The following is a 22,804-nucleotide window of genomic DNA, read 5'->3' as shown; positions in this document are numbered from 1 at the left end:
CGGTAGGAAGGCGCCGGACTGGCCGGCGCCTTCGCAAGCCTTACATCTTGACGCGGATACCCGCGTAGAAGCGACGGCCAAGCGCGTCGTAGGTGCCGGTGTCGGCCTGCTGGCCGGTGACCGTACCCGTTACGCCGCCGAAATAGGCAGGTGAGTTGTCGAACAGGTTGTCGACACCGACGTAGAACTCGGCGTTTTCGTTCACGTTGAACTTGGCCTGGGCGCCCAGGTAGAATTCGTCGTGAGTCTTGTAGTAGTGGTAGCCCAGGAACTGGTCGTCGAGCCACGACGGGCCGATGTAGGTTCCATTAAGCGCCAGCGACCAGGAGTCGGTCCCGACGTTGAGCATGGTGGTGAAGCGGTCCTTGGCGGAACCGACTTCGTTGATGAAGTAGTCCTTGTCGCCGCCCGGTTGCGGGATCGTGTAGCCCGTCAGCAGGTGGGTGTAGGCCACGTTCAGGCTGGTGTTCAGGCGCATCGAGCCGATGTCGAACGGCTGCGAGTAGTTAAACACCACGTCGATACCCGAAGTAGCCACGCCACCGCTGTTGGTCGGACCCGTATCGACCGAGTAGAGCGCGCCGGCGCTACGCGCACCCTGCGGTCCAGTGAGGCGCGTGACGAACGAGCAGTAATCCTTATCACCCTGAACATAGCACTGGTTGAGGATGAAATTCAGGTCGGTGCTGACGATGGCGTCCTTGATCTTCACGCGGAAGTAATCGACGGTCAGCGTCATGTTGCGCAGCGCGTGGATCGACTGCGGATTGATAACCGTGCCGATCGTCAGCGTTTGGCCGCGTTCTTCGTTCAGATTCGGGTTGCCGCCGGCGAAGCTCGTCACACCCTGGCGGTCGGCCTGGTTGACGATGAACTGGCCGTTGGTGTTGATGTTAGCCAGCACGCCCGGATCGGCACGGCAATGGTCGCCCAATGCGCCGCCACCCGTAGCCGTGATCCCTTCGCAAGGATCGGAGACCGTCGGGAAGTCCTGGCTGCGACCCTGATACAGCTCGCTGATGTTCGGGGCACGGACGGTCTTCGCGTACATCGCGCGGAAGCGGATGTCACGGACCGGCGCGAACTCGCCGCCGAAGTTGTAGCTGAAGGTACCGCCCACGGTGCTGTAGTGCGAATAGCGCGCAGCGCCGCGGAGCGACAGGTCTTCGACGATGCCCTGGCTGATCAGCGGAAGCAGTGCTTCACCGTAGAACTCGTAGAGGTCAAACGAACCGCTGGTGGGCGGAAGCGCGTTACCGCCATTGAGCCCGGCCGAGGTCAGCTGATCCCAGCGCGCATCCTGTGCCTCGCGGCGATATTCGGTGCCGACGGTCACGCCGATGTCACGTGCCCCCAACGGATTCTTGACCGAACCGACGATGTTGCCGCCGACCTGCGTTTCCTTGTTGTAGGCCTGATAGAACGCGGGCGCTTCGAGGTAAGCGATCGCTTCCTTGGAGAGGCTGTTGGCTCCGAACATGTTCGCCGGGACGCAGCCCTGCGACCGTGCGGTTTCATCGGCGCACATGAAGCCGCCGGCACCATCCGGAATGATCTGCTGCGAGGCAGCGAAGTTCAGGACGTTGATCTGGCCAGTGCCATGCTGGGTAACGTTCGTTTCGCCGTAATTGCCGAAGACTTCAAAGTTCCACTTCGGCGCAATGTCGCCGCGCAGACCGGCAACCGCGCGGTAGGTATTCTGCGTCGACTGATAGGTACGCGGGCCGAAGTCGGCGAGGCGCTTGGCGAGGTAGATGTCCTTCAGACCGTCGCCATTGGTATCGACGGCAGCGTTGAAGATCGCGTCAGGTACGAAAGGATTACGGACCGGAGCGCCATTATACATCGTCTCGATCGGCATCTGGCCGTCGCCGTAGGCGAACGAGGTGTCGAACGGGAACGGTTCGATGTTGGACCGGGCGTGAACGCTTTCGAACGAACCTTCGAAGAACGCGGTGACGTGATCGGTCAGATCGTAGTGCGCGTTGACGTTACCGAGGTAGCGCTGAATCGGAACCGCGAGATAGCGCACGGCCTGGCGGTTATAGCCGTTGGGGCCTACGCCGGCACCGTTGCCGCAAGTCGCGGCACTGGCCGTGAAGCACGGCTGGATCTGACCGGTCGGGCTGTAGGTAAAGACGCCCGTCGGGTTGTGGTCGGCGTCATACGTGTAGTATGCGCCCTGCGGAGCATAGGACGAGTAAACCGGCTGGTTGCGATAGATGCTGCCATCGGCGTTGAGCTTCAGTTCGCCGTTCACAAGCGAGTACGAGCCGTCCGTATCAGACTTGCCGGCCTCGGTCTTGTGGTTGCGCGAGTACACGGCGCCCTGCTCGGAATAGCCGAGGTACATCGTGATGTTGCCGCGGCCATCGTCGAAGTTGCCGCCGAGCAGCACGCCGGTGTCGAGCGAGAAGTTGTCGCCCACGCCCGAAATGCCGGTCTGCGCGTGTGCTTCGATCCCCTGGTAGTTGTCCTTGAGGATGAAGTTCACAACGCCCGCAACCGCGTCCGAACCGTAGATTGCCGAGGCGCTGCCCGAAGTCAGGGTTTCGACGCGCTCGACCATCTGGGTCGGGATCATGTTGAGGTCGACGGCGTTGCTGCCCGGAACGCCCGAAACGACGCGGCGGCCGTTCACGAGGACGAGCGTGCGATCAACGCCAAGGTTACGCAGATCAACCGTTGCGACGCCGGCTGCCGAAGTCAGGAAGCCCGTGTTCGTACGCGAGAAGGTCGGCGTGCCGAATACCGGATTCTTAAGGAGCGCGTCCTGAATGTTGACAACACCCTGGCTGCGAATCTGTTCCGAGCTCATGACCTGAACCGGCGCCACAGTGGTCGGCAGATCCGACTTGATGCGCGAACCGGTCACGACGATGGCCTGGCCCGAATCGGCATCGTCGGATTTTGCGGCGTCAGTCTGCGCGGCGTCCTGCGCGTAAGCCTGAGCCGAGCACAGCACGGCAAATGCCGTCAGGCTCGTGGCGCCCCGCAGGGCAGCCTTCTTCAGAGTGAGTTTCACGTGTGTGTCCCTTGTTGCGACCGCCTTACCGCAGCGTGACCAAGCGGAGAGGAAGCCGGATGCAGCTGGCAGGCACCGGAAAATGCCCGCAGCAATGGGACGTTGTGTTGCTGTCGGGCGGCTAGCATTCAACCCGTTTTGCAGCCTGAATGCGCAATGAATTTCATCTTGTGGCGTTTATGTAACAGATTTGATGCCCTGATTTTCGCGCATTTCCGGTATATTTACCATTCTTCCGGAAACGTTGTGATCGAGTTCGCACACTGGATGTGGCGAAAATTCCGCGGGCGAAGCGCGTTTACGCAATTCTGTTACGTGGGCGGGGTCCTGCGACTATGTCGCGGGATTATTGCACGCGCCGCATTTTTACCGCCGCCTGACCGTGAACCGACACGAAGTACGTGCCGAGAACTCCGCGCGTAATGCGGACCTCATTGCCGGGCTTGGGTGACAGAACGAAGTCTCGTGTGTCATTCTGTTCCCATGTGCTGCCGTCGGCGAGAGTCACGACCCAGCCGTTGGTGTTGTGACGGGCGCTTTCTACCGTCGTCGACACTTCCTTGATCTCGTTCGCGTCATCCTCGCTCCCGCCGAAGCCCATCAGCTTGGCGACCGGGGCGGCAAAGCCGAACAGGCCGCGCTTGGCGCGTTGTACTGCCTGCTTGTCGGCGACCACGATTTCCTTCTTGCGCATGGCGTCGTCCAGCGCAGCGGACTGGCGATCGAAGCAGGTCAGGCGCGCGGGGCCATCGGTGATCGCGCGGCAATCCAGAAGGTGCTGGAAAAGTTCGGGCGGCGGAGGTGCCTCGTCCGCCTTTTTTGCGGCCGACGCGGCGATGGGGGCGAGCAGGGGTGGGAGCAGTGCAAGGGCCAGGATGGATTTCAGGGCTGTGCTTCTTGGGCCGCTCATCGTGTTCCCCTGTTTGCCGCCATGCTTGTCGTGGCTGCGGCAAAGTTAGCAACGCGGATCGCGCTTCGGCAAGTCTGCTTGCCTGCCGTGCAATAGATGGCCTTGATTGCACAATTGGGCGCAATAAACTGTCTTCTGCGGTGTGTTTGAATTTTGCAACGTTGCGGCAATATCACTGCTCTGAGCTTGACGTCGCTAACGGCATTGCGCCATCTGTCGCGCGTTTGTGCCAAAATGTTGCGCATATGCCACAAGGTTTCGAGAATGTTGCTCGCAAGACGCAAGGCCCTTTGCGCTTTGCAGTCTTTGCGCAATGAATTGCACCATCTTCCGGTGCGCGAAATGTCGTTGATCGGATTTCGCACTCCGGAGACTTCAAGGCGCAAGGGTCACGCCGCGCCTTAGCAAAGGGACACACACCAGTGAAAACAACAACTCTCACCGCGCTGAAGGCAGGTGCAGCACCCATGGTGCTGGGCTTCGCCCTGTTCAGCACCGCCGTTCAGGCGCAGGACGCCGCGGCTGCGGATACGGCGCCGGAGTCCAACGCGCCGATCGTCGTCACCGGTTCGCGCATCGCGTCGCCGAACCAGACCTCGATCGCGCCGATCACCACGGTGACTTCGCAGGACTTCCAGCTGTCGGGCACCACCCGCGCGGAAGACCTGCTGAACTCGCTGCCGCAGGTGACCGCAGGCCAGAGCTCGAACCTGTCCAACGGTGCGACCGGTACGGCCACGGTTGACCTTCGCGGCCTTGGGCCGTCGCGAACGCTGGTGCTGATCAACGGCCGCCGTCTGATGACCGGTGACCCGAACAGCACCACTTCGGCCGCTGACCTTAACTTCATCCCCGCCGCGCTGGTGAAGCGTGTTGACGTTCTGACCGGCGGTGCTTCGGCGACTTACGGTGCGGACGCTGTAGCCGGCGTTGTCAACTTCCAGATGGATACCGACTTCGAAGGTTTCCGTATCGATGCCAACTACGGCCTCTATACGCACAGCAACGGCAATGATTTCGCTCAGGACATCCTGAACCAGAACGCCGGCAATCTGGACTACACCTATCCCACCGGCAACAATGCCGACGGCGGCCAGTATGATGCCACCATCGCGTTCGGTACCAGCTTCGATGACGGCCGTGGTCACGCCACTGCCTACGTCGGCTATCGCCGTGCTACCCCCGTCCTGCAGGGTCGTCGCGATTATTCGTCGTGCTCGATCAGTGCGAGCCGGACGGGCGCATTCAGCTGCGGTGGTTCGGCTACGTCCAACCCAGGCAACGTGCTCTTCTTCGATCCCTCGAACAAAAAGTCGTCGACCATCGGCGCGTTGGGTGCCGGGACGATCGGGGTAGGCGACCAGAACATCTACAATTTCGCGCCGCTGAATCACTATCAGCGTCCTGATGAGCGCTATACCGCCGGCGTCTTCACCGACTACGAGATCAGCAACGCGATCCATCCGTACATGGAATTCATGTTCATGGATGACCGCACTGTCGCGCAGATCGCGCCTTCCGGCGACTTCGGCAACACGCTGACGATCAACTGCGATAACCCGCTGATGTCCGCAGAGCAGCGTGCCTCGCTCTGCCAGGCGAGCAACCTGATCAACGGCTATCTCGGAAACTTCCCGTTGGCGGCAGGGGCGCCGTTCAATACGAACCCGGGCGCAGCGCCGATCAACTACATCGATCCGACCACGGGCCAGACCTACAACAAGGCGTTCATGCAGCTGCTGCAGCGTAACGTGCAGGGTGGCGCTCGCCAGAGCGATCTCCAGCACACCGCGTTCCGCACTGTCATCGGTTCGCGCGGCGAGCTGGACAAGGCCTGGTCGTACGATGCCTATTACCAGTACGGCCGCACCAACTACTCGCAGGTCTACTCGAACGAGTTCTCGGCTGCCCGCCTTGCCAACGCGCTTGACGTGGTGACCGATCCGGCGACCGGTCAGGCAACCTGCCGCATCAACCTGTCCAACCCGGCATCGACCTGTGCGCCCTACGACGTGTTCGGCGGCAATATTTCGCAGGCCGCGGTCAACTATCTGTCAGCCACTGGCTTTATGAAGGGCCAGACCTCGCAGCAGGTCGCCAGCGCCACCTTCACTGGCCTCCTGGGCGAATACGGCATCAAGTCGCCGCTGGCGTCAGACGGCGTGAACGTCGCGATCGGCGCCGAATATCGCCGTGACTCGCTGGAACTGCGGACTGACGAAGCCTTCTCCACCGGCGACCTCACCGGTCAGGGCGCGCCGACGCTCGACACCGACGGCAGCTACAAGGTGAGCGAACTGTTCGGCGAAATCGAAATTCCGCTGATTCAGGACGGCTTCGTGCAGAGCCTGTCGTTCAATGGCGGCTACCGCTATTCGCACTACAGCATCTCGAACGGCCGCACCTTCAACACCAACACCTACAAGCTGGGTCTGGAACTCGCTCCGATCTCGGACATCCGTCTGCGTGCGGGCTACAACCGTGCCGTTCGCGTGCCGAACATCCAGGAACTGTTCTCGCCGCAGATCATCGCGCTTGACGGCACGACCGATCCTTGCGCCGGCGAAGACACAGTGTCGGCGGCTTGCGCGGCACAGGGCGTTGTTGGCGGCACGTCGCTTAACCCGTCGAGCCAGTACAACGGCTTGATCGGCGGCAACCCCGATCTGAACCCGGAACGGTCGACGACCAAGACTCTGGGCGTGGTGCTTGCGCCGCACTGGATCCCGGGTCTGACCGGCAGTGTCGACTGGTTCGACATCGTGGTGAAGGATGCAATCCAGCAGTTCGGCGCCGATGCCATTCTGGCGGCATGCGGTGATTCGGACGGTGCGGCTGATGCCTGCTCGCTCATCCATCGTAACCCGGCCGGCTCGCTGTGGCTCAGCTCGGACGGCTACGTGGAAGACATCTACCACAACGTCGGTAGCGTGAAGACCCGCGGCTTCGAGTTCAACGGTAACTACACCACTGAAATCGGCAGCGCTGGCCGTCTTTCGCTGAACTTCGTCGGTACCTACCTCAACCACTACACCGTCGATAACGGCCTGACCGCCGACTACAATTGCGCCGGTTACTACGGCCCGACTTGCGGCACTCCGCTGCCCAAGTGGCGCCACAAGTTCCGTACGTCGTTCACCATGGCCAATGGCCTCGGCCTGTCGGTCCAGTGGCGTCACCTCTCGGGTGTCACCACCGAGTTCGCCAACCCGTCGAGCACACTGCAGGACTCGCGTCCGCAGCAGCAGAACTCGCTCGATACCAAGATCAAGTCGCAGGACTACTTCGACCTGACCTTGACGGCGGCTCTGGGCGATCACCTGACCTGGCGTCTGGGTGCGACCAACCTGTTCGACAAGGACCCGCCGCTGGTTACTTCGATCGGTTGCGCAAGCACGGTCTGCAGCGGCAACACCTATCCGGGTACGTACGACGCACTGGGTCGTTACGTATTCACCGGCATCACGATGAACTTCTAATCGCTCTTCTGAACGGTTAGTTTCTGGCGGCGGTCTTCCCCTGGGAGGGCCGCCGCCTCTGTTTACGGCGCCCTGTGGCGCCCGGAAATTCGGACTTCACGATGACTTCCAGCACGCCTTCGGAACAGCTGAACCAGATCGCCGGGCTGGCCCGCATCGGGCGTCTCGACGAGGCTGCGGTCATGGCGGCATCGGCCACGGCGGTGCACCCGCAGGATGCCATGCTGGCAGCGCTGGGCGGGGCGGTGGAGTTTCATCGCCGCCAATACGATCGCGCGGCGACCTATCTGGAACGCGCACATGCCATGCGGCCGCAGGATCTTGTCGTGCGCACGAACCTTGTGGAATCCTATCTTCATCTCGGACGCAACACGCAGGCGCTGGCCTTGTGCGACGAAGCTGCTGCGCTTGCGGAGCCCAGTTTGCGGTTGGCGGGCATGGCGGCGCATCTCGCCCAGGAGGCGGAGGATTTCCCGCTGGCGAGCCGGCTCTACCGCCATGTTCTGGCCAAGCGGCCGGACGACTGGTCGCTGCTCAACAATCTCGGCAATGCGCTGCGGCAAATGGGCGAGGGCGAGGAGGCCGTGAAGCTGTTGCAGCGCGCGGCGAAACTGGCGCCGGACGCTCCGCCAATCCGCGTAAATCTCGGCACGGCTCTCTTCGCGACTGGCCGGGGGGAGGAAGGCGAGCAGGTCCTGCGCGATGCGGCGCGCGATTTTCCCGACGACCATGTGCCGATGCTCACGCTGGCGAATTATTACCGCGAAGTCGGACTGCTGGACCGGTACTACGAAGCGCTTGCAGAGGCTGCGCGCCGCGCGCCTGACAATGCGGGCCTTCAGTCGGACTACGGGACGGAGGCGGCGCGGCAGGGCCACTTCGATCTGGCCGAGGAACGGCTTGAGGCCTCGCTTGCCATCGAGCCGGCGCTCGGCCCCTCCTTTGTCGGACTCGCGGCCGTCTATGAACGCGCCAACCGCGAGACCGAACTCGATGCTTTGGCGGAACGCGCAGCGGCGGCCGGTGTGGACGATCCCTCGCGGGCCTATATCGACGCGCTGCGCTTCAAGCGCGCGGAGCGTTTCGAGGACGCTTTCGCCGCGCTCGAACTGTCGACCGAGGTCGTCCAGTCCGACCGCGTTGCCCAGGTTCGCGGCATTTTGTTCGATCGCATGGGGCAACCGGACGAGGCTTTCGCCGCGTTTGCCGAAATGAACGCGATCAACCTTGAGCAACCCTCGCAGCCGGGTGTGCTGGCGCGTCTCCACCGCGAGGGCGTGGCGCGGGATAGCGCGCTGCTGACGCCCGAATGGGCGGCCGGATGGAGCGCCTCGCCGTCCTCTGATCGCCCGGCGCCGGTATTCCTGCTGGGCTTCCCGCGTTCGGGCACGACGCTGCTCGACACCATGCTGATGACCGCGCCCGATACGCTGGTGCTGGAGGAAGACGACATCATCGGCCAGATCGAGCACGAACTCGGCGGCATGGAAGCGCTGCCCGGCCTTGACGAGGAGGCCATCCGCGCGGCCCGCGCGCGCTACTTCGAACGCGTTGCCGAGTTCGGTCCGCTCGGCCCCGAAACAATGGTGATCGACAAGCACCCGCTGCATCTCAATCAGGTCCCGACGATCCTCCGGCTGTTCCCGGATGCCAAGTTTGTGCTGGCGCTGCGCCACCCTTGCGATGTGCTGCTGAGCTGTTTCATCACCAATTTCCGCACCAATCCGGCGATGAGCAACTTCCTCGCCCTCGATACGGCGGCGGAGTTCTACGACATGAGCTTCTCGTACTGGACGAAGGCGCGCGCGATCTTCGACATGTCGGTGCGCACGGTGGTCTACGAGCGCCTCGTTGCCGATCAGGCGCGCGAGCTGGAGCCGCTTTTCGATTGGCTGGGCCTGCCGTGGCAGGGCGAGGACTTCGACCACCGCGACACGGCCAGAGCGCGCGGCGTCGTCCGAACCGCCAGCTATGCGCAAGTGACCGAGGCTGTCTACACGCGCGCGGCGGGGCGCTGGCGCCGTTACGAGCAGCATCTCGCATCCGTTTTTCCGACGCTGAAGCCCTGGGTCGAGGGCTTTGGCTATGCGCTCGACGATGATCGGGTGCCGCCATGGGGCGAGCCGTCGGGCTCGACCCGCCGTTGAACTGATCTGAACCGGGGGGGGGTAATGAATTCAGGGGTATCGCCACTCGCGGAAATTGATCGCCTTGTCGGAGCAGGACGCTTGCCTGAGGCGGCAGAGCAACTCGAAACACTGCTGACGGCGGATGCCAAAGCGGAAGCAGGGGCGTTCACCGGTTCCGAGGCGTTCGTGCAATGGCTGCGGCTGGGCGGACTGCGCCGGGCCTTGCGCCAGCCGCGCCGCGCTCTCGATGCGGTGCACAGAGCGCTGGAACTGGTGCCGCTCGATTTCATGGCGCTGGTCATGCGGGCGGGACTGCTCGAACGGCTCGACGATCCGGACGCCGGAGAGGCGTGGGGCATCGCGATCGCCCAAAAGCCGGAGGATGCGGCGCTGCCGGCTCCGCTCGCTGCCGCGCTGGCTGCGGGCGAGGCATTCCATGCGGCATGGCAGGCCGAGCGCGAGGCGCGTCTGGCCGAAGCCGGAACGGCGGCGCTGGCGCATGCGGATGCCGGCGCCGAGGCGCCCCGGAACGATGTCACGGACGACGACATGGCCTGGCGGCTGGCCCGGTTTCGCGACAATATCCTGCACAAGACGCGCGTCTATCATTCGACGCCGACCCATTTTCACTATCCGGGACTGGTCGAGCGCGAGTTCCATCCGCGCCATACGACGCCGTGGCTTGCCGAAGTGGAAGCCGGTTTCGATGTGATCCGCGAGGAGATGCGTGCGCTGATCCATTCCGAGCGCGCGGAACTGGAGCCTTATGTCCAGTACGACGAGCGCCAGCCGCTGGAGCAGTGGCGGCCGCTCAACCACAGCAAGGACTGGACGGCGATCCATTTGCTGAAACGGGGGCAAGTGGTGGAGCGCAATGCCGCGCAGGCGCCCCGCACTCTGGAAATCCTTGCGCGCCTGCCGCAGCCGCAAGTGCCCGGCGCCTCGCCCAATGCCATGTTCTCGCTGCTGGCGCCGCGCACGACGATTCCGGCCCATGTCGGTGTCGACAATACGCGCTTGGTTTGTCACCTGCCGCTGGTGGTGCCGCCGGGCTGCTGGTTTCGGGTGGGTGCCGAGACGCGCGAATGGCGCGAGGGTGAGGCTTTCGCATTCGACGACACCATCGAGCATGAGGCGATGAACCCCAGCGACCTGCTGCGCGTGGTGCTGATTTTCGACGTCTGGCATCCCGGTCTCTCGGGGCCGGAGCGCGAAGCCGTGGCGGCGACCATCGCTTCCGACAGGCACACCTGACACATGGCAAAGGCAATGGCGGCAGATAGGGACGATCCGGAAACGCTGGCCGAACTGGCCGGTCAGGCGCTGGCGCAGGGCCGCGAGGAGGAAGCCGAGGAACGGCTCTCGCGCTATCTGCGCAGCCATGCTCCGGATCCGGCGCTCCTGCACTGGACCGCGATGCTGCGCCGCGCGCTGGACCGGCGCGACGAGGCGATTGCGGCGCTGGAGCAGGGCTTGCGGCACGATCCCGCCAACGCCGGGATGGTCCATGCGCTCGCCCATCTGCGGCTGGAGGCGGGCCTGTCGGCATCGGCCCAGTTCGAGCAGGCCACCCGCCTCGCGCCCGCCAAGGCGGAGATCCGGCTTGGCCTTGCCTCCGCTCGTTATGCCGAAGGAGAGGGCGCGCGGGGCCTTTCGGAACTGGAAGCGATGCTGGCCGCCAATCCCGGTTGGATGGAGGGGCACCGGCAATTCGCACAGCTCGCCACGCTGATGGGGCAGGGCATGCGCGCATTGGCGACGATCGAGGCGGCACTCGCCCGCTTCCCGCAGAGCGATGCCCTGCGCGGGCTGGCGGTCGATCTCCTGCTGGCAGGCGAGCATTTCGGTCCGGCGCTGACCGTGGCCGACCGGGCACTCGCGGCCCACGGACCGCTCACGCGGTTCCAGCTGGCCCGCGCGGCGGCACTCGACGAGCTGGGGCGGAGCCAAGAGGCGGCGGCGCAGTTCGCCGCGCTCGGCAATTCGACCGATCAGGGCCATGCGGTCTGGTGGGTGCGGCATCTGCTACGCACCGGCCGACATTCCGAGGCGGCGGAGGCCATCGAACCCTGGCTGACGGCGCCCGGTGCCGAAGGCATGTGGCCCTATGCCGCGCTGGCTTGGCGCCTGACCGGCGATCCGCGCTCCGAATGGCTGGACGGGCAGCAGGGTCTCTGCCGGGTGATCGATCTCGACCCGGAGGAGATCGGCCTCGCCGACCTGCGGGCTTTCCTCGGCCGATTGCACGGCCGGTCGGGCCGTTTCCTCGATCAGTCGGTGCGCGGGGGCACGCAGACCGACGGCGCGCTGCTTGCGCGGATCGAGCCGGAAGTTGCCCGCCTGCGCGACGTATTGCGGCGCGAGGTCGCCCGGTTCGCCCAAAGCCTGCCTGCGCCGGATGCGGGGCATCCGATGCTCTCGCAGCCGCGCCCGGCGCGGCCGCGCTTTGCCGGAAGCTGGTCGGTCCGGCTGGCGGGAGCCGGTTTTCACACGGCGCATCACCATCCGCAGGGCTGGATCAGTTCCGCACTCTATATCACGGTTCCCGAAGGGCTTGCGGACGGACAGGGCCATCTCGATCTCGGCGGCGCCCCGGCGGCGCTCGGCATCGAACTGGCGCCGCGCCTTACGGTGGCGCCGCGTCCGGGGCGGCTGGTGCTGTTTCCGTCGTGGATGTGGCATGGCACCCGGCCTTTTCCCTCGGGCGAGCGCATGACAGTGGCCTTCGACGTGGCGCGCGCTCAACCCGCTTGAACAGCGGCCCGACGCGGAATAACCTCACTTCATAGAGATGAGGCATCAGGGCCGGAGGCCGATGCCTGGGAGAATCCGATGTATACGCGTACCACAGTTCTGATCGCTGCCTCGCTGCTGATGGCAGGCCCTGCTTTCGCCGCCGATCCGGCAATAGCCCCCGCACCGGCTCAGGCCGCCATTCCGGCCGCAACCCCTGCTGCTGCCCCGGCTGCGCCTGGGGCGGCCAAGCCGGTCTCGGCCATCGACGCCAACGATCCGGTCATCTGCCAGCGCCAGCAGGAAATCGGCTCGCTGCTGAAGGTCAAGAAAGTCTGCATGACCAAGAGCCAATGGGCCGAGCAGCGCCAGATCAACCGTTCGAATATCGAACAATCGCAGGTCCAGCGCGGTCTCACTCCGGCCCAGTGATTTCGCGGGGCGCCCGTTTCGCGCCGCGTTCTACGTCGCTGGGGCGGGTTTTCGCGCGCGGTGATTGACCTGTCCACGAAGGCTGCTTAACCGGCCGATTAAATCGTCGTGTACCCTTCCGAACGATCCGGAAGGGCGCGCGGCTTCGTGGAACGGGAGAATGCGATGATTCTGGACAGCAGCATGGCCGCCGTAGTCACCGGTGCGGCCTCTGGCCTTGGCGCGGCCACGGCACGCGCGCTTGCGGCCAAGGGCGTGAAAGTGGCGCTTTTCGATCTCAACGAGGCAGCGGGCGAAGCGATCGCCGCAGAGATCGGCGGCGTGTTCTGCAAGGTCGACGTGACCGACGATGCCAGCGTCGATGCCGGTTTTGCCAAGGCCCGTGCCGCCAACGGGCAGGAGCGTATCCTCGTCAATTGCGCCGGTATCGCACCGGCTTCCAAGACCGTGGGCAAGAACCGCGAGACCGGCGAACCGCGCGCGCATGACATGGCCGTGTTCGAGAAAGTGATCGCGATCAACCTTGTCGGCACGTTCCGCTGCATCAGCAAGTCGGCTGCAGGCATGGTCACGCTCGATCCGGTGGATGAATTCGGCGCGCGCGGCGCGATCGTCAACACCGCCTCGGTCGCGGCGCAGGACGGACAGATCGGGCAGGCCGCCTATGGCGCCTCGAAGGGCGGCGTGCTGGCGATGACCCTGCCGGTGGCGCGCGATCTCATGAACGATGGCATTCGCGTCAACACCATCCTGCCGGGCATTTTCGAAACGCCGATGATGGCGGGCATGCCGCAGCAGGTGCAGGACGCGCTCGCCGCCGTGGTGCCGTTCCCCAAGCGCCTCGGCAAGGCGGAGGAATACGCCAAGCTCGCGCTGTTCATGGTCGAGCATGATTACCTCAACGGCGAATCCGTCCGCCTCGACGGCGCCATCCGCCTGGGCCCGAAGTAAGGGCGCCGGAGGGCGCGGCCATGGCGCAGACCCGGTCCACCACCGAAGTCAACACGCCGCCGCCCGGCGCGCGGGCGCAATTGCTCGAAACGGCGAGCCTGATCATGCGCGACGGCGACGTGATCGACATCTCGCTGTCCGAGCTGAGCTTGCGCTCGGGCCTCAATTCGGCGCTGGTGAAGTACTATTTCGGTAACAAGGCAGGGCTGCTCAAGGCCCTGCTGGACCGGGACTGGCAGGCCATCGTCACCAGCGTCGATGCGCTGCTGGCGAAGGATGGCTGGTCGCCCGAGGCCAAGCTGCGCCGCCATCTCTGGAAGGTGGTCGATACTTTCTACGAGGTGCCTTACCTCAATCGCCTGACCATGCGCATGGTGCGCGAAAGCGACGATGCCGAGGCACGCCGCATTGCCGACAGCTACCTCTCGCCGATCTACCGCGCTTACGAGGAACTGATCGGCAATGGCGTGCGGGCCGGGGTGTTCCGCGAGATCGATCCGCAGCTTTTCTACTTCACGGTAACGGGCGCGGTGGACCGGTTCTTCTCGGCGCGGCTGGTTCTCAAGCATTGTTTCGGTCAGGACACATTGACCGAGGAACTGCGCGACCGCTATCGCGAGCACACTATCGACATCATCATGGCAGGTATCCTTGCGCGCTGAAAAAAGCAGTTTCTGGCACATCGGCGTCATCGGCGGATCGGGCCTCGCCGCCGGCATAGAACTGGAGGACGCACAGGAGATCGCGGTTTCCAGCGCATTTGGCGAACCGTCCGGGCCGGTCGTGACCGGCCGGATCGAGGGCGTGCGCTTCACGTTCATCGCCCGCCACGGGGCAGGGCACGCGATTCCGCCGTCTGCCGTCAACTATCGTGCCAATATCGACGTGCTGGCCCGCTGCGGCGTGACCGACGTGCTGGCGCTGTCCGCCATCGGCTCTCTGCGCGAAGAAATGGCGCCGGGGCACATGGTCATGGTCGACCAGTTCATCGACCGCACCCACGGCCGCGAAAGCAGCTTCTTCGGCACCGGTATGGTGGCCCATGTGAGCCTTGCCGATCCCACCTGCCCGCGCCTTTCGGCGCTGGCGGGAGAGGCGGCGCGGCTGGCCGGTGCCACGGTCCATCCCTCCGGCTGCTACGTCGCCATCGAGGGCCCGCAGTTCTCCACCCGTGCCGAAAGCGTCATGTATCGCGCGTGGGGTGCGGAGGTGATTGGCATGACCGGAATGCCCGAAGCGCGCCTCGCACGCGAATCGGAGCTGCCTTATGCGATGCTCGGCATGGTCACTGATTACGACGCGTGGCGCGAGGACGAGGCGGGCGTCGAAGTCAGCCACGTGCTTGAAGTCATGCACGCCAATGCCCGCGTCGCGCGGCAGTCGCTGCGCCTTCTCGCCGCCACGTTGCCGCTCGAGCGCCCGCATAGCCCCATCGACCACGCCCTTGAGCATGCGCTGGTGACTGCGCCCGAAGCGCGCGATTCTGTGCTCGTGGCCCGGCTCGATGCGGTGGCGGGCAGGGTGCTCGACGCGCAGGGCTGAGCTGTATGGCCCGGCGCCGCAAACGCTACCTTACCGCGACGATGCCCGATGGTTATGTGAAGACCATCGGGCCCACGGCAGATCCTTTTACCCTTTACTGGCGGATCGTCGCGGAACTGGAAAACGGCAAGACAGAGGTGTTCTGGGGCCACGAGCGCTCGCTCGCCGATGCGAAGCGCAAGCGCGCGGCCACCGAAGAGGCGAGCCGTATGCGCGGCTGGAAAAGCTACGTATTCGAGATCGCAGAACTGGTCGAGACACCGGCCTGATCTATCTGATTTGTATGGAAAATGCCGCTTCGGCAAGAAGGGAAATGGTGGAGCCTAGCGGGATCGAACCGCTGACCTCCTGCATGCCATGCAGGCGCTCTCCCAGCTGAGCTAAGGCCCCAATCATTTCCGCGGATCGGGCCTGGGAGCCTTCTTCCGGACCCCTGCTCTTGCTGGGGTGGAGCGCCCTTTGCCGCCAGTTTTCACGGCTGGCAAGTGGAAATTCAAGTTATCGACAGGCTGTTTGCGCAGCATGCTGGATCGCCGGCGTTTTTCCGGCGGCCACGGCAAGCTGGATGAAGCGGGATGCACCGATACGTTTCGCGTCTTGTTTGCGACCGTAAGATGACGAATTCGGACGATGCCTATAGTCATCATAATGGATCTTAAATAGCTGTAATGTTCGGCGTATCCGCTATCTTCTTGCGGAAAATCCAATATGTTGACCGGCGATTGGTTCAATTTTGATCGAGTGTTGACTGGTGAATAGTGCGAACGGCATCGCAAGAATGATGCGGAGTACAGTATCGCGACCGCTTGGTGCCTCTTTCGCAGGGCTTTGTATTTGCCTTGGGCTCACCGCTTTGGCGAATCCAGCGCAGGCGCAAGCCGCGAACAAGGATATCGTCGTAAAGGGGCAGGCCGGGAAAGAGCAGGACAAGCCGAAGAGCACGTGGAAGCGTGCGGAGGCCGATCATGTCGTGGTCTTCAGCACGGGCAGCGACGATGAACTGAAGCGCGTGACGCGCAATCTCGAACTGCTGCACCGCCTGATGGCGCGCCTCTATCTTCACGGCGCCGAGCCGGGCGATGTGATGAAGATGCAGGTCGTCCTGATGGATTCGCAGGACCGCATGGAGGCGCTGGGCCTGCGTGACTTGCGGTCGCAGCAAGGGCCGTTCCCTGCACCTTTTGTCAGCCGCAGCTACTATGATCCGCGTGAGAATGGGGAAGTCCTGGTCATCCCGCGCAGCGAGCAGATGATCGACCTCAACACCAGCCGCCGTTTCGGTAGCGATTGCGAAGACTACTCGGCTGCCGGCGGGCTTGAATTTTGCGGTAATCTCCCCCGGCATCCGCCGATTGCGCGGTCGTGGGAGGGACAGCTTTCCGCCGCTTTCGCGCGTCACTTCCTGCTGACTTACCTGCCAGCCGCCTATCCGCGCTGGTATCTGGACGGGATGGGCGAGCTGTTTTCGACCCTCGACGTCAAGCACAGCGGCGAATTCGACTATGCGCTTCCGCCTGACGGCTACACGGATGTGTTCAAGTCCTATGGGTATCCGAAAGTGGCGGACATCCTGACGGGGCAATACCTGCAGGATCCCGATGCGGCGCAGGGCTGGAATCCCTATGGCGCATGGCTGGTGACGTATTATTTCGTGTTCTCCAAGCCGAAGCCGGAGCGCTACGCGCAGTTCGAGCACTACATGGCCGATATCCACCGCGGCATCCCGCAGGCCGATGCGTCGGCGGTGTTCGGGGATATGCAGGCGTTGCAGCGCGAGATCCAGTCCTGCGGCAATCGCGATATCGCCTATGCCCATGCCGAAGCTCAGCAACCGCCCGTTGCGGAGCCGCTCGTAACGGCTTTGTCACCGGCTGCCGGTGTTTTGCTCGAAGCGAAGATCGAACAGGATTCTCGGCTCGCGACCGGCGGCAGCACCGAGGGTTGGCTTTTGCGTGTGCGCGACATGGCGGCGCAGTTCCCGGGGGATGCCGATGTGCAGCTTTTTGCCGCCGCAGCCGAATGCCGGGGCGGGCAGACCGACGAATGCCTCGCCGGGGCAGAGCGCGTGCTCGCCAAGGCGCCTGACGATGCCGAAGCGCTGACCTGGAAAGGTGCGGCCCTGACAGATCGGGCCATGGCCGGCGCGGAAGCGGACCGGCCGGAACGTCTCGCCACGGCGCGCGGCGCCTTGGTGCGGGCCATTGCTCTGGACGATCAGGCCACCGAGCCTCGGATCGCCTATTTCCTGAGCTTCACCAGGGCGGGCCAGCCCGTCCCGCAAGATGCCATGCGCGGAATGGTCGAGGCCATCCGCCGCGTACCCGCTGCGCCCGGTCCGCGCCTCGATCTTGGCCGGGAACTTGTCCGCGAAGGGCAGGCCGAAATGGCGCGACAGGTTCTCAATCCGGTGCTGTTTGGGGCTTACGACTCACCTGAACGCAGCGCGGCCCGCAACCTCCTGTCGCTCGCCGATGGGAGTGCCACGATCCGGCGGTGATGGGGAACGGATGTTCAGGAGCATCGCTCCGGCTTTCAGGTTGCGAGACGGATTGGTCAGGGCGGAAGCTACGCTGGCGTGTTTGCACGGGTGCTGTAATAGGGCGGGATGACGAGTCTCTCCCTGCTTCTTGCCTTCGTCGTCGCGGCAACGGTTCTGACGATTACGCCCGGTGTCGATACGGCGATGGTGCTGCGCTCGGCCACGGTCGAGGGGCGGCGCGCGGCGGTGTTCGCGGCGCTGGGCATCCTGCTGGGCTGCCTGATCTGGGGCGGGGCGGTCGCGCTGGGGTTGGGCGCGCTGCTGCGGGCGTCGGAACTGGCCTATACCGTGGTCAAGTTCGTGGGGGCGGGCTACCTGCTGTGGCTGGGCGCGAAGCTGGTGCTGCGGCCGCGCCAGACGCTGGATGCCGCAGCCGGTGATATGCCAACCGGCAAGCGCGGCACGGGGGCGTTCCTGCAGGGCTTTCTCACCAACATGCTCAATCCCAAAGTCGGCGTGTTCTACGTGACTTTTCTTCCGCAGTTCGTGCCGCATTCCGTATCGGGGAGCACCGGCGTTGCGGGCTACACCTTTTTCCTCGCCTGCCTGCATGTCCTGCTGACCGTCGTCTGGTTCGCGGCCCTGATCGCCGCCGCCGCGCCGCTCGGCCGGTTCTTGCGGCGACCCGGCGCAGTGAAGACGCTGGACCGCCTGACCGGCGGTGTGTTCGTGGGCTTCGGCCTCAAGCTCGCAGTTTCGTCTGCGCGCTAGGCGGCCCGGATTCGAGAGTGAACAATCCCGCGCCGTTATGAAGCGTTTACAATTCGGTAACTTGTAGGGCTTGGCTTGTTGACCGAGGAAAGCCTTCAGATCTGAAAAACGTCTGAGGTAACATGCTGGCTGCCCTTGCTTTGATGCTCTCCGCGTCGACTGCCGCAAGTTGCACGCCCGTTCCCGGCGCCGACCAGCTCTTCCGGCAGGACGTGCGTTGGGTGATCGTCGGTGAAATGCACGGCACAAGCGAAATGCCCGATGCGTTCGCCAATCTGGTTTGCCTTGCGGCAGCCACCGGGAGACCCGTTACCGTTGCCCTGGAATTGTCGGTCGACGGGCAATCAACCATCGATACCTACATGCATTCCGATGGCGGCAGCGCGGCAAGGCAAGCCTTGCTGGAACTGCCGCATTGGCATTTCCGCTCGCAGGATGGCCGGGGCAGCACGGCCTTTCTGCGCATGTTGGGCACACTGCGTGAACTCACGGCCGCCGGAAAGATCGCGCGGGTCGTGGCAACCGACGTGCCTTCGTCCTACTCGGGTGAAACGTCTCGCGATGCTGCAATGGCCAAGTCCTGGATGCAGATCCCGGCGAAGGGAAATGGCATCACATTGATATTGGCAGGAAACGTCCACGCCAGACGAAAGCCGATGACCTTCCGCAACAAGACCGTCGTTACGGCAGGGTCGCTTATGCCCGCCAGTGGCACCGTCACGGTCAACGTGGTTGGCAATGGCGGAACGACGTGGGACTGTCTTGCCGACGGTTGCTGCGTCCATGGCAACGGCCCTCCGCGTCAGGGGGCGCTTGGCATCCGCTTTTCCCAAGACGAACAGCGTGGCTGGGACGCCGTTTACGAACTGGGCGTTCGTACCACTGCGGCCTTGCCGGTTATCGACCCTCACAAATCTCCACCGTGATCGGCGCCCTGCCGAATGTGAGAACGCCCTCCACCGACATTTCGAGGAGGGCGTTTCCTTATCAGGCGGAGGCCGCGCTCACTTCGGCGGCGGGTGCGGATCGCCGCCCGAGAAGGCGTCGGCAATCGAACAGGCCGCCGGGCCGAGAATGACCACGAACAGCGTGGGCAGGATGAACAGGATCAGCGGCACGGTCATGATCGCAGGCAGGCGCGCGGCTTTTTCCTCGGCGCGCATCATGCGTTCGTTGCGGAATTCGGCCGAGAGCACGCGCAGTGCCGATGCCAGCGGCGTACCGTAGCGCTCAGTCTGGATCATGGTCGTCACCACGCCCTTCATCGCGTCCAGATTCACGCGATAGGACAGGTTCTCGAAGGCCTGGCGGCGTTCGGTAAGGAACGAAAGTTCGATCGAGGCGAGCGAGAACTCGTCGCCCAGTTCCGGATAGGCGCGGCCCAGTTCGCGGGCCACGCGGTCGAACGCGGCGTCTACGGTAAGACCGGCTTCGGCGCAGATCACCAGCAGGTCGAGCGCGTCGGGCAGGCCCTTGCGGATCAGGTTGGTGCGCTTGTTGATGAGGTTCTGGATGTAGATGTCCGGGCCCTTGTAGCCCAGCAGCAGCAGCGCCGCGAAGCCCATGAACCTCTTGAATGCGCCCCATTCGGGGAAGTAGTTGATCGCGTAGATCACGATCGCGGCAAGGCCGCCGAGCACGATCGGGGCGACCATGCGCGCGAAGACGACCGCGACGGCCCATTCCTTGTTGCGGATGCCGGCCTGCGCCAGCTTCTGCTGGATCGCCTTGATCTGGCTGTCCTGCAGCATGCTGAGCGCGCCGAGGAAGCTGCCGATGCGATCGGTGGTATCGTTGCGGCGGATGACCGACTGGCGCTTCTTGGCCGTATTGGTGATGATCCCGGCTTTCAGCGCTTCGCGGCGCGAATTGAGCGCCTTGACGCGCTTGGCCATGGGATCGCGCACAGTGACCGCGGCGTAGATCGCCAGCAGCATGGAAGCTGCGCCGACCATTGCCAGCAGCGTGCCGACGAAGATGACGTCGAAGCCCAGGATCGTGGGTCCGGCGGGTTGAGCGGGCATTGTGACTGGTTCCTTCCGCTCAGATTTCGAAGCTGACCATCTTGGCCATGACGAAGGCGCCGATGCCCATCCAGACGCCGCCGCCGATGCCGGCGACCATCAGGCGCTCGTCGATGAAGAACTTCCCGGCGTAGCCCGGGTTGACCCAATAGATCATGCCGTAGACGATGAAGGGCAGCGAGCCGACGATGTAGGCCGAGGCCTTCGATTCCGAACTCATCGCGCGGATCTTGAGCTTCATCTGGGTGCGCTTGCGCAGCACGTCGGCAAGGTTGGCGAGCGTTTCGGCAAGGTTGCCGCCGGTCTCGCGCTGGATCGCCAAAGTGATGCAGAAGAAGTTGAATTCCGGGATTTCAAGACGATCCGCGGTGTCCTGGAGGGCGTCCTCCATGGTCTTGCCAATCTTGATGCGTTCAGTGACGAGCTTGAACTCCTCGCCCACCGGGCCGGGGACTTCCTTGGCGACGACGCCGAGCGTCTCGGTCACCGGCAGGCCCGAACGCAGGCCGCGCACGAGCAGTTCGATGGCATCGGCAAACTTGCTGTTGAAGCTGTTGGTGCGTCGCACGATCAGCTTGTTGAGCACGAAGTGGGGCAGGCCCGCGCCGACGAAGAGCCCGAAGGCCAGCGCCAGCATGAGCGCGCCGGACTTGAGGAAGATCAGCAAGGTGACGGTGAGGCCGAGGCCCACCGAGACGTAGATATACTGCGATAGCGTCCAGCTCCGGCCCGAGCGGTGCAGGCGCAGAACCAGCGCATCGATCCGCGAGCCCGATCCGGCGACCTTGTGGACGCGCGGCTTGCGTGCGGCCACGGCCCTGCGCATCTGCGCCTCGACCCGGTCGGTCGCGCTTTGCGAATGCCGGAAACGCACGGACTTGAGCCGCCGCGCCGATTCCTTGTCGGGCGAGGGGCCGGCAAGCGCGGCCCAGACGAGCCCGATCACTGCCGTAAGGCCCACCGCCACCAGGAGGAGCTGCATTACATTCATCGCCGTTGCCCGCCTTCACCGGGCCCGCGAGGCTGCCCGGGGAAAGCCCCCGGGCGCGCTCGTCAGGCCGCCGTTTCCTTTTTCGTGGCCTTGCCCATCATCGCCTTGAGGTCGAACTTGCCGAGCAGGGACGGCTTGGCCGCGCCCTTGTCACCGACTTCGCCCGCCTCATCGAGGATCATGCGCGAGAGTTCGCGGATCGCGCCGCCCGCGCGTGACGAGCGGTTGGCGTCGGCGAAAGTCTGGCCCAGCTTGGCCGCCAGCGAGGCGGCCTTGATGTCGTAAGGGATCGAAAGCTGGATGCGCGTCTCGATCGATGCCTCGAAATCGGCCTTGCTGATCTCGGCCAGCCCCGACTGGACCTTGTTGGCCACCACCACCACGCGGGCGTGGGGGGAATTGGCGCGGAGCCATGACAGCATGCGGATCGTATCGCGCGCCGACGCGAGCGTCAGTTCGGTGACCAGCACGATCACGTTCACGTCCGCCAGCAACTGCGGGAAGTTGATCAGCATGTTGCGAGGCAGATCGATCACCGTCATCTCGAAGGCCTGCCGGAATTCTTCCTCCAGCTGGAGGAAGGCAGAGCCATCGGTCATGAGCGGGGAGCTGATCGGCGCTTCGGCCGAGAGGATCGCGAGATTGTCGTTTGCGCGGATCATCGCGCGCTCGATGAACAGGCCGTCGATGCGGCTGGGGTTGTCGATCGCGTCGGTGAGGCCGCGTCCCGGTTCGAGGTCCAGCACGAGTGCGCCAGTGCCGAAGTGGATGTCGAGGTCGAGCAGTGCGGTGGGCAGCTTGTTGTCGGCGCTGAACAGCCAGGCGAGCGAAGTCGCCAGCGTGGAGGCGCCGACGCCGCCGCGCGTGCCGATCACCGCCGTCGAGACATGCGGCTTGGACACGCCGCTCTCGTGGCTGCGCGGAGCGGTGAACACCGCCTGCGCCTGCGCCAGCGTATCCCGGACGTGCGCGGCCTGAAGCGGCTTGAGCAGGTAGTCGTGAATGCCGCTGGCGATGAGATCGCGATAGAGGCGCACATCGTTGATCTGGCCCACCGCGATGACGACCGTACCCGGCTCGCAGACTTCGGCCAGCGCGTTGATGTCGTTGAGCGGATCGCCGCTCTCCGACAGGTCGACCATCAGGATGTTGGGTGAGGCGGTGATCGCCAGCGACTGCACCGCATTGCGCAGGCCGCCCTTGTTGCACTTCTCGGGCTGCCAGCCCATTTCGATGGCCAGCGGGCGAAGCACGTCGAGCGAGGCTTCGTCGCACACGTAAGCGGCGAACTGGTCACGCCCGTTCGGGCCGCCGGATTTCCAGGGTGCGTTCACGAGA

General features: G+C 64.2%; 18 protein-coding genes and 1 tRNA gene. 12 read left to right on the top strand and 7 right to left on the bottom strand.

Annotated features, from left to right (window positions below; translation table 11 throughout):
• Positions 1 to 40 precede the first annotated feature (40 nt).
• The 3 genes from AC1VVK_RS04780 to AC1VVK_RS04770 all read right to left on the bottom strand — a co-directional run bounded on the left by AC1VVK_RS04780 (position 41) and on the right by AC1VVK_RS04770 (position 4,321).
• Positions 41 to 3,025, bottom strand: coding sequence for a TonB-dependent receptor domain-containing protein (locus AC1VVK_RS04780; protein ID WP_482904589.1), 2,985 nt, complete (start codon positions 3,023 to 3,025; stop codon positions 41 to 43).
• A 346-nt stretch (positions 3,026 to 3,371) separates the two neighbouring features.
• Positions 3,372 to 3,935 (bottom strand): hypothetical protein, encoded by a 564-nt coding sequence (locus tag AC1VVK_RS04775; protein WP_482904588.1) that lies wholly within the window; start codon positions 3,933 to 3,935, stop codon positions 3,372 to 3,374.
• Positions 3,932 to 4,321 (bottom strand): hypothetical protein, encoded by a 390-nt coding sequence (locus AC1VVK_RS04770; protein ID WP_482904587.1) that lies wholly within the window; start codon positions 4,319 to 4,321, stop codon positions 3,932 to 3,934. Before AC1VVK_RS04770 ends, AC1VVK_RS04775 begins: the two co-directional genes overlap by 4 nt.
• Positions 4,322 to 4,357: 36 nt before the next feature.
• Between AC1VVK_RS04770 and AC1VVK_RS04765 the strand changes: the two genes are divergently transcribed.
• From AC1VVK_RS04765 to AC1VVK_RS04725, 9 genes are all read left to right on the top strand, one after another.
• On the top strand, positions 4,358 to 7,414 hold the full coding sequence (locus tag AC1VVK_RS04765; RefSeq protein ID WP_482904586.1) for a TonB-dependent receptor domain-containing protein: 3,057 nt from the start codon (positions 4,358 to 4,360) through the stop codon (positions 7,412 to 7,414).
• Positions 7,415 to 7,515: 101 nt separating this feature from the next.
• Positions 7,516 to 9,561 carry a tetratricopeptide repeat-containing sulfotransferase family protein gene (locus tag AC1VVK_RS04760; RefSeq protein WP_482904585.1) on the top strand — a complete coding sequence of 682 codons (2,046 nt, stop codon included), beginning with the start codon at positions 7,516 to 7,518 and terminating at the stop codon, positions 9,559 to 9,561.
• An 81-nt stretch (positions 9,562 to 9,642) separates the two neighbouring features.
• A complete protein-coding gene (locus AC1VVK_RS04755; protein WP_482904584.1) occupies positions 9,643 to 10,797 on the top strand; it encodes an aspartyl/asparaginyl beta-hydroxylase domain-containing protein in 1,155 nt (384 codons plus the stop codon).
• Between the two features lie 15 nt (positions 10,798 to 10,812).
• Positions 10,813 to 12,297 carry a 2OG-Fe(II) oxygenase family protein gene (locus tag AC1VVK_RS04750; RefSeq protein ID WP_482904583.1) on the top strand — a complete coding sequence of 495 codons (1,485 nt, stop codon included), beginning with the start codon at positions 10,813 to 10,815 and terminating at the stop codon, positions 12,295 to 12,297.
• Positions 12,298 to 12,375: 78 nt separating this feature from the next.
• Positions 12,376 to 12,708: a hypothetical protein gene (locus tag AC1VVK_RS04745; RefSeq protein ID WP_482904582.1), complete on the top strand. Its 333-nt coding sequence runs from the start codon at positions 12,376 to 12,378 to the stop codon at positions 12,706 to 12,708.
• Between the two features lie 165 nt (positions 12,709 to 12,873).
• Positions 12,874 to 13,659, top strand: a complete 786-nt coding sequence (locus AC1VVK_RS04740) for an SDR family oxidoreductase (RefSeq protein ID WP_482904581.1) — start codon at positions 12,874 to 12,876, stop codon at positions 13,657 to 13,659.
• A gap of 20 nt (positions 13,660 to 13,679) precedes the next feature.
• Positions 13,680 to 14,321 carry a TetR family transcriptional regulator gene (locus AC1VVK_RS04735; protein ID WP_132386520.1) on the top strand — a complete coding sequence of 214 codons (642 nt, stop codon included), beginning with the start codon at positions 13,680 to 13,682 and terminating at the stop codon, positions 14,319 to 14,321.
• Positions 14,311 to 15,201, top strand: a complete 891-nt coding sequence (gene mtnP / locus AC1VVK_RS04730; protein ID WP_482904580.1) for an S-methyl-5'-thioadenosine phosphorylase — start codon at positions 14,311 to 14,313, stop codon at positions 15,199 to 15,201. The genes AC1VVK_RS04735 and mtnP overlap by 11 nt, the downstream gene beginning before the upstream one ends.
• 5 nt (positions 15,202 to 15,206) lie before the next feature.
• Complete coding sequence (locus AC1VVK_RS04725; protein ID WP_482904579.1) at positions 15,207 to 15,470, top strand: hypothetical protein; 264 nt, start codon at positions 15,207 to 15,209, stop codon at positions 15,468 to 15,470.
• Positions 15,471 to 15,515: 45 nt separating this feature from the next.
• On the opposite strand, the gene AC1VVK_RS04720 is transcribed toward AC1VVK_RS04725, so the two are convergent.
• Positions 15,516 to 15,591: transfer RNA gene (locus tag AC1VVK_RS04720), tRNA-Ala, on the bottom strand.
• Between the two features lie 463 nt (positions 15,592 to 16,054).
• Between AC1VVK_RS04720 and AC1VVK_RS04715 the strand changes: the two genes are divergently transcribed.
• The 3 genes from AC1VVK_RS04715 to AC1VVK_RS04705 all read left to right on the top strand — a co-directional run bounded on the left by AC1VVK_RS04715 (position 16,055) and on the right by AC1VVK_RS04705 (position 19,377).
• Positions 16,055 to 17,698, top strand: coding sequence for a hypothetical protein (locus AC1VVK_RS04715; protein WP_482904578.1), 1,644 nt, complete (start codon positions 16,055 to 16,057; stop codon positions 17,696 to 17,698).
• A gap of 108 nt (positions 17,699 to 17,806) precedes the next feature.
• Positions 17,807 to 18,451, top strand: a complete 645-nt coding sequence (locus AC1VVK_RS04710; protein ID WP_482904577.1) for a LysE family translocator — start codon at positions 17,807 to 17,809, stop codon at positions 18,449 to 18,451.
• A 122-nt stretch (positions 18,452 to 18,573) separates the two neighbouring features.
• Positions 18,574 to 19,377 (top strand): hypothetical protein, encoded by an 804-nt coding sequence (locus tag AC1VVK_RS04705; RefSeq protein ID WP_482904576.1) that lies wholly within the window; start codon positions 18,574 to 18,576, stop codon positions 19,375 to 19,377.
• A 78-nt stretch (positions 19,378 to 19,455) separates the two neighbouring features.
• On the opposite strand, the gene AC1VVK_RS04700 is transcribed toward AC1VVK_RS04705, so the two are convergent.
• From AC1VVK_RS04700 to AC1VVK_RS04690, 3 genes are all read right to left on the bottom strand, one after another.
• Positions 19,456 to 20,475, bottom strand: coding sequence for a type II secretion system F family protein (locus AC1VVK_RS04700; RefSeq protein WP_482904575.1), 1,020 nt, complete (start codon positions 20,473 to 20,475; stop codon positions 19,456 to 19,458).
• Between the two features lie 19 nt (positions 20,476 to 20,494).
• Positions 20,495 to 21,466: a type II secretion system F family protein gene (locus AC1VVK_RS04695; protein WP_482904574.1), complete on the bottom strand. Its 972-nt coding sequence runs from the start codon at positions 21,464 to 21,466 to the stop codon at positions 20,495 to 20,497.
• A gap of 62 nt (positions 21,467 to 21,528) precedes the next feature.
• Positions 21,529 to 22,800: a CpaE/TadZ family protein gene (locus AC1VVK_RS04690; protein ID WP_482904573.1), complete on the bottom strand. Its 1,272-nt coding sequence runs from the start codon at positions 22,798 to 22,800 to the stop codon at positions 21,529 to 21,531.
• Positions 22,801 to 22,804 lie beyond the last annotated feature (4 nt).

It is taken from the genome of Novosphingobium sp. BL-S-32, assembly GCF_056857055.1.
This window is presented reverse-complemented; position numbering and strand designations above follow the sequence as displayed.

Coding starts and splice junctions, on each gene's coding strand:
- AC1VVK_RS04735 (WP_132386520.1), top strand. CDS start 13,680: ATGGCGCAGACCCGGTCCACCACCGAAGTCAACACGCCGCCGCCCGGC.
- AC1VVK_RS04740 (WP_482904581.1), top strand. CDS start 12,874: ATGATTCTGGACAGCAGCATGGCCGCCGTAGTCACCGGTGCGGCCTCT.
- AC1VVK_RS04700 (WP_482904575.1), bottom strand. CDS start 20,475: ATGCCCGCTCAACCCGCCGGACCCACGATCCTGGGCTTCGACGTCATC.
- AC1VVK_RS04775 (WP_482904588.1), bottom strand. CDS start 3,935: ATGAGCGGCCCAAGAAGCACAGCCCTGAAATCCATCCTGGCCCTTGCA.
- AC1VVK_RS04705 (WP_482904576.1), top strand. CDS start 18,574: ATGCTGGCTGCCCTTGCTTTGATGCTCTCCGCGTCGACTGCCGCAAGT.
- AC1VVK_RS04745 (WP_482904582.1), top strand. CDS start 12,376: ATGTATACGCGTACCACAGTTCTGATCGCTGCCTCGCTGCTGATGGCA.
- AC1VVK_RS04750 (WP_482904583.1), top strand. CDS start 10,813: ATGGCGGCAGATAGGGACGATCCGGAAACGCTGGCCGAACTGGCCGGT.
- AC1VVK_RS04710 (WP_482904577.1), top strand. CDS start 17,807: ATGACGAGTCTCTCCCTGCTTCTTGCCTTCGTCGTCGCGGCAACGGTT.
- AC1VVK_RS04760 (WP_482904585.1), top strand. CDS start 7,516: ATGACTTCCAGCACGCCTTCGGAACAGCTGAACCAGATCGCCGGGCTG.
- AC1VVK_RS04695 (WP_482904574.1), bottom strand. CDS start 21,466: ATGAATGTAATGCAGCTCCTCCTGGTGGCGGTGGGCCTTACGGCAGTG.
- AC1VVK_RS04725 (WP_482904579.1), top strand. CDS start 15,207: ATGGCCCGGCGCCGCAAACGCTACCTTACCGCGACGATGCCCGATGGT.